The 6,086-nt window shown below is 69.4% G+C and carries 3 protein-coding genes; 1 reads left to right on the top strand and 2 read right to left on the bottom strand.

Annotation, left to right across the window (positions count from 1 at the left end; all coding sequences use genetic code 11):
- Both ACLQ29_RS35235 and ACLQ29_RS35230 read right to left on the bottom strand, forming a co-directional pair.
- Positions 1-606, bottom strand: a 606-nt coding sequence (locus ACLQ29_RS35235) for a bulb-type lectin domain-containing protein (protein ID WP_425775679.1), incomplete at its 3' end; no start/stop codon positions are given.
- 718 nt (positions 607-1,324) lie between these two features.
- Entirely contained in the window at positions 1,325-2,455 is a 1,131-nt protein-coding gene (locus tag ACLQ29_RS35230; RefSeq protein ID WP_425775678.1) for a LacI family DNA-binding transcriptional regulator, read from the bottom strand.
- A 565-nt stretch (positions 2,456-3,020) separates the two neighbouring features.
- On the opposite strand from ACLQ29_RS35230, the gene ACLQ29_RS35225 reads away from it, so the two are divergent.
- Positions 3,021-5,732 (top strand): RICIN domain-containing protein, encoded by a 2,712-nt coding sequence (locus ACLQ29_RS35225; protein WP_425775677.1) that lies wholly within the window; start codon positions 3,021-3,023, stop codon positions 5,730-5,732.
- Positions 5,733-6,086: the final 354 nt, after the last annotated feature.

Here is a 6,086-nt window from a genome sequence, read left to right as displayed (position 1 = left end):
GGCGCCCGGGTGGCCATCAGTGTCGGTCTGCCACGAGTACGAGCCGTCCGGCCGGTAGAGGACCAGGTTGCCGTCGGTCTGCATGGCCAGCTTGTGGCGCCTGTCCGCCGAATACATGTCCTGACCGGGCGTCAACCGCTCACCCGGCGACAGGACACTCTTGGGGATCCAGGTGTCGGTCTGCCACAGCACCCGGCCGGACTGCAGCAGCACGAGGTTGCCGTCGTCCTGCAGTTCGAGGCGGGCTCCGGCCCGGCCGGGCGTGTTGGTCTGCCAGATGAACGTGCCGTTGGCCCGGTACAGGACCAGGTTGCCGTCTGACTGCATATCCAGGTAGGCGCCCGGGTGGCCATCAGTGTCGGTCTGCCACGAGTACGAGCCGTCCGGCCGGTAGAGGACCAGGTTGCCGTCGGACTGCATGGCCAACCTGTGCTGCCGGTTGCTGGAGAGCAGATGCTGCCCGCCGGTGAGCCGTTCGCCAGGGCCCAATAGGCGGGTGCCGTGAGCCGCCTGGACGGGCGATGCGACGGCGGCGATCACGCCGACCATCATGATTGCCGCGGACACGGCTCCGGCGACCGCGCGCCGCCATCGTGTTGTTGTCACTGTTCGTCTCCTCAGGGTTCCGGGCCACTGCCCGGAACGGGGTCTCACCGGTTCTGCGGCGAGGATCTGGCGGTTCGTCCGGTCCGCGTCTGCAGCCGGCACCCGTGGAGGTATCGGCGCGGTCGTCGATTCTGATGGAGCGCGTCGAGCCCGGGTTCGAGCTGATCGATACGGTCGCCGAACGTCGGTCAACCGGGGTCGCTGCCCTGTGGCAGCCGGCAGGGGTCCGGCCGAGGACGGCGCGTTCGCCGCCGCCCAGGCCGGACGTACAGTGGAGGCCCTGTGCCATCGGCCCGAGGTGGCGCACCTCTAAGGCCTGTTTCCCAAGAACTGGCCGGCCTGCGGCGGCGGGTTCGCGTCGAGCAGCGCCACAGCCACCGGCCGTTCGGGCTCCGCCCGGCTACCGGCCGAGCGTGTCCAAGGATTGATCATTCGGTCCCTTGCCGGGTCGGACGGTGCCGCCCTTGTGCGACGAGTCCAACGACGCAGGAGCGCCCAACGCCGGGCACACAATACATGTGCATCTGTCGCTTGGGTGCGGCGCCGCCAATCCATAGCTGGGGATGCGTTGGGGGCCCGGCGCGCCGGGCGACGGAGTGCTGGGGACAGGGGGTATCGAGAGAGGTGCGCGTCCGCGCGGGTGCTGCCGCCGCTCGTCAGCGACGGCCGGTGCGGGCCTCGGACGACGTACCGCCGTAGGTGGACGGATCGACGCTGATCAGGGCTGGGTGGATGGGACGTCGCTGCCGGCGGGCTGACCGTGCGGGCCACCGTGGGCACGGGGGATCGCTCGGCGGCCACGTCCCGGGATCGGCCGGGGCGGTGGTGGCGCCGTCGAGGCGCGGACGACGAGCTCGACCGGTTGGTCGGTCGCCGGTGGAAGCTCGACGTCCGGCTTCTCGATGACCTGCACCAGCAACGCGAGGCCCTGCCGCGCGACCCTGTCGAACGGCTGCCGCAGGGTGGTGAGCGGGGGAGTGACGTAGGCGGCGACCGGGATGTCGTCGAACCCGACGACGCTGATGTCCTCGGGCACCCGGCGCCCGGCCTCGAGCTGCGCGCGGATGAGACCGATCGCCATGTCGTCGTTCGCGGCGAACACCGCGGTCACGGTGCCGTCGCCGGCCAGTTCCCGGCCCGCCGCGTAGCCGGACGCGGCCGACCAGTCCCCCTCGACGACCGGCGGCTCGTCCGCGCCGTGTGCTCGCAGCGCCTCCCGCCAGCCGGCGAGACGGTCCCGTGCCGAATACCACCGCTGCGGGCCGGCCAGGTGATGGACGGTCGCGTGCCCCAGCTCCAGCAGGTGCTCGGTCGCGGCCCGCGCGAGCCGGCCCGCGCCGACCCTGGCGGTCACCACCCGCGGCGCGGTGAAGGTGGGCGGCGCGCCGAGGACCAGGACCGGCACGTCGACGCTGATGAGGCCGACGCCCTCGTCGATCGGCTCGGAGATGACGACGCCGTCCACGCCCTGGTCCAGCAGCGATGCCAGGGCGCTCGCGATGCCGCCCGGGTCGCCCTCGATCGTGGTGGCCACCCGCAGCGTGTAGCCCACCTGCCGGACCGCCCGCTCGATGCCCATGAGCCACGACGCCGGCCCGTACAAGGCGCTTTCGAGCGTCACCACGCCGATCGACCGGGTCCGCCCGGAGGCCAGCGTCCGGGCCGCCTGGTTGCGCCGGTAACCGAGTTCGGCGGCGGCGTCCAGGACCCGCCGGCGCACGTCGGCCGAGACATACGGCTCGTCGTTGAGGACCCTGGACACCGTCTTCTGGGAGACGCCGGCCAGCCGCGCGACGTCCACGCTGCGGGGCGTCGGAGGGCTTCCGCCCGGCCTCGCCAGTCGCGTCACGACACCTCCCGTCGCCGGCCATAGTCCTGTATGATTGCGCAGTCATGTCTACGCAGTCAGACACTCACCGTTAAGAGCCCGCAACCCGCCCGTGACGCTGGCGAAGCACGTTCCTTGCCCACACCCTAACCCCAGTTTCGAACCGAACAGTTCAGGCCGGGCCCGCCCGCCGACTTGCCGAGGACCCCAGTGCTGTCCACGCCTTCAGCGTTGTCACGCGGCCGGGTGCCGCACAGGCGAATCGATTCGCTATTCGGTCGGCACCGCGTCGGTGGGCCGGCGACACGGAATGCCTGAGCGCGATGCTTTAGCACTTCGGAAGGGTCGTATCTATCGGCGGCCGCTCGAAGCTTGCGAGGCGTCAGGAGCAGGAAGTAACCGTCTCGAAACCTTGACTTCACGCGCGATGCGCCTTTTGATACAGGTCTATGTATCTGGGCCGCAACCATCCTTCCCGGATGGTCGGCGACGCCGGCAGATTTGTCGAATCGATTCGAGTCTCGGCCGTGAGGCTGTGCCCTGAACCGGTGATGCGGAGCTGGCGGATGAGTCACAGGAGGCAACCGTGCATCGTACGAACGTCCACTGGGGTGGCCGATTGTCGGCGTTGGCCAGAGGGCTGGCCGCGACCGTGGCGCTCGCCCTGCCCCTGACGCTGGGCGGCCTGACCCTGACGACCCCCGGGTCGACCCTGGCCGCGCCGATCGCGACGCAGAGTGTCGCGGCCGCCGGACTTGACGGTGTGGCGGCCGGCAACGCCGCGATCACCTCGGTCGACCTGGCCGGGACGTGGAACTTCACGCCCGCGGGTCGGGGGGCGACCACGATCGCGGTACCCGGTGGCGGCTGGTACAAGCAGGGCTTCACCACCGTGAACGAGGCGGTGTACTCGCGCAGCATCACGGTGCCGGACTCGGGGCAGCCGCAGTCGACCTGGATCGAGTTCGGGGCCGTCAACCACCAGGCGACACTGTCGGTCGACGGCCGCGTGGTCGCCACCCAGACGACGGCGTTCACCCCGTCGAACTTCGACATCAGCGCATACGCGGCGCCCGGCACCACCCACACGATCACGGTGAACGTGAAGGGCCGCGGCGCGTTGAAGGCATCCAACGGCCGGTACCTGGTGCCCGACGCCGCCACGTGGTCCGAGGCGGTCCCGCAGGGGATCTTCGGGTCCGCGTTCCTGCGGGTGTACCCGGCGGTGTACGTCAGCGACACATTCGTGCGTACGTCGGTGGCGAACAAGACGCTGACCTACGACGTGACGGTGCGGAACACGTCGGGCAGTTCCCGGTCGGTGACGTTGACCGGGTCGCTGTCGTCCAGCAACGGAACGGCTTTCAGCTACCCGGCACTGCCCAGCCGTACGGTCACCGTGGCGGCCCGCTCGACCGTGACCGTGACGGTCGGGCCGGTCGCGTGGAACCTCGACAGCACCTCGTACTGGTGGCCCAACGTGCCGTACCGGTCGGGGTACCGGGCGCAGCTGCACGGGCTGACGGTGCATGCCGTCACCGACGACGGCCGGACGAGCGACGCCGAGAACCGGTTCGGGTTCCGGGAGGCCACCCAGAACGGTGACTACTACTACCTCAACGGCGTGCGCGTGAACTTCCGCGGCGACAACCTCCAGGGTGCCGACTACGACCGGATCAACAACGGCGGCAAGGGCGACGCGTACCACACCCTGCCCGGCTTCCTGCCCCCGTCGTCCGGCAACGGCGGCTGGCCGCAGGCGGTGGACAACTACCAGCGGCTGAACTACAACGTGGTGCGCATCCACCAGGAGCCCGGAAGCCCGTACATGTTGGATGTCGCCGACGAGATGGGCCTGATGATCATCGACGAGGTCGCGATTCGCGGCTCCCAATCCTCGCAGGAGTGGCAGAACTCCGTCGGGCGCGACAACATGATCAACCACGCCCGTGCGCTGGTCCTGCGCGACCGCAACCACCCCGCGATCATCCGCTGGAGCCAGAACAACGAGCCGAACCAGAGCGGCCAGGATTCCGAACAGTTCGAGAAGGACCTGTACGCGGCGATGAACGGCGCCGACGGCACCCGGCCGATCATTGTCGAGGTGGGCGTCGGCAACAACGTCAGCCTGTATCCCGGGATGACGTACGCCAACTTCGCGGTGATCCCGCACTACGTCGACGGCTTCGGCAGGTACGGGGAGGGCCTGGTCGTCGTGAACGGGCGGCCCGACGGCGAGGGCGAGTTCATCTGGCCGGCCTGCAACAACAAGCAGGGCTTCGAGTGGTTCGCCACCGCAACTGCTGCCAAGCGCGGCAAGGGCGCCACCGACCTGCGTCCGTACACGCTGCTGTCCGCCTGGGCCAGCGTCGTGCCCGGCGTGCGGTCCACCGACTTCACCCCGGAGGAGGGCGGTCACCCGATCTACGGCGTCGACAACCTGCCCGACCCGTGGAGCAACCCGCAGATCCAGCGCGTGCAGGCGGCGTTCAACCCGGTGGCCGCAATCGACCTCCCCTACTGGTCCGCCTCCGGCAATTCCGACTCCAACGGCAACTTCCCGCTGGCGCAGGCCGTGCCCACCTACGCCCGCAACGCCACGGTGACCCGCAACATCACCGTGTTCAACGACGACCTCACCAACACCTCGGTGGGCTTCACCTGGACCGCCCGGCTCGACAGCCCCACCGGCGCGGTCGTCGCGTCCGGCAGCACCACCCTGACCGTCCCGCTCGGCTCACGGGTCACCCAACCGGTGTCCTTCACCGCTCCCGCCACCGGCAGCCGCGTGTACCTGCAGCTGTCGACCGCCAAGTCCGGCAGCACCGTCTTCACCGACGCGGTCGAGTACCTCAACCTCAGTGGAAGCGGCGGCGGAACCGGGCCCGCAGCAGGCACCTACCGCATCGTCAACCGCAACAGTGGCAAGCCCCTCGCCATCGCCGGTAACTCCACCGCCGACGGTGCCAAGGCGGTCCAGCAGAGCGGCACCCCCACGTGGACGATCAGCGCCACGCAGGACTCGTACACCCTGCGCTACACCGCCTCCGGAAAGATGCTCGACGTCAACGCCGGCAGCACCACGACGGGCCTGCAACTACAGCAGTGGTCGGCCAATGGCGGCGCCAACCAGTCGTGGTACCTGCGGCCCACCGGTGACGGCTACTACACCATCGTCAGCCGCAACAGCGGACTCGTGGCCGACGTCTCCGCCGCCTCGACCAGCGACGGGGCGCAGGTCGTGCAGTGGACCGCCAATGGCGGGACCAACCAGCAGTGGCAGTTCGTAGCCTCCTGACCAGTGGCAGGGGTGAGCGTTAAGTTCGGCCGCCGGTAACGGGCTGCCGATTGTCGCGCCGACTCGGGGGCACGGTTTGTGCTCCCGAGTCGGCCGCGATCCAATCACTGTGGGACACGAGCTACCGATCCGAACAGACGCGGGCCCGGTCGGCTCGCTACTCGGACGTGAGCCGATTTCGAACAGGGCGGCGCGACGAACAGCAGGACAGAGCGGACGACGGTCATCTGTGGACCTTGCCGGCCTTTCCGTGGCCCGCAGTCAACTGTCTGCGCTCGGCTAGTACGACAGCCGCCATTCGTGATCATGGTTGGAATTCGAGGTTGAGGCGGCGGGCGTAGTGGGCTCGTCTGG

The organism is Micromonospora sp. DT228, from assembly GCF_049841595.1.
Taxonomy (GTDB): Bacteria; Actinomycetota; Actinomycetes; order Mycobacteriales; family Micromonosporaceae; genus Micromonospora.
This window is presented reverse-complemented; position numbering and strand designations above follow the sequence as displayed.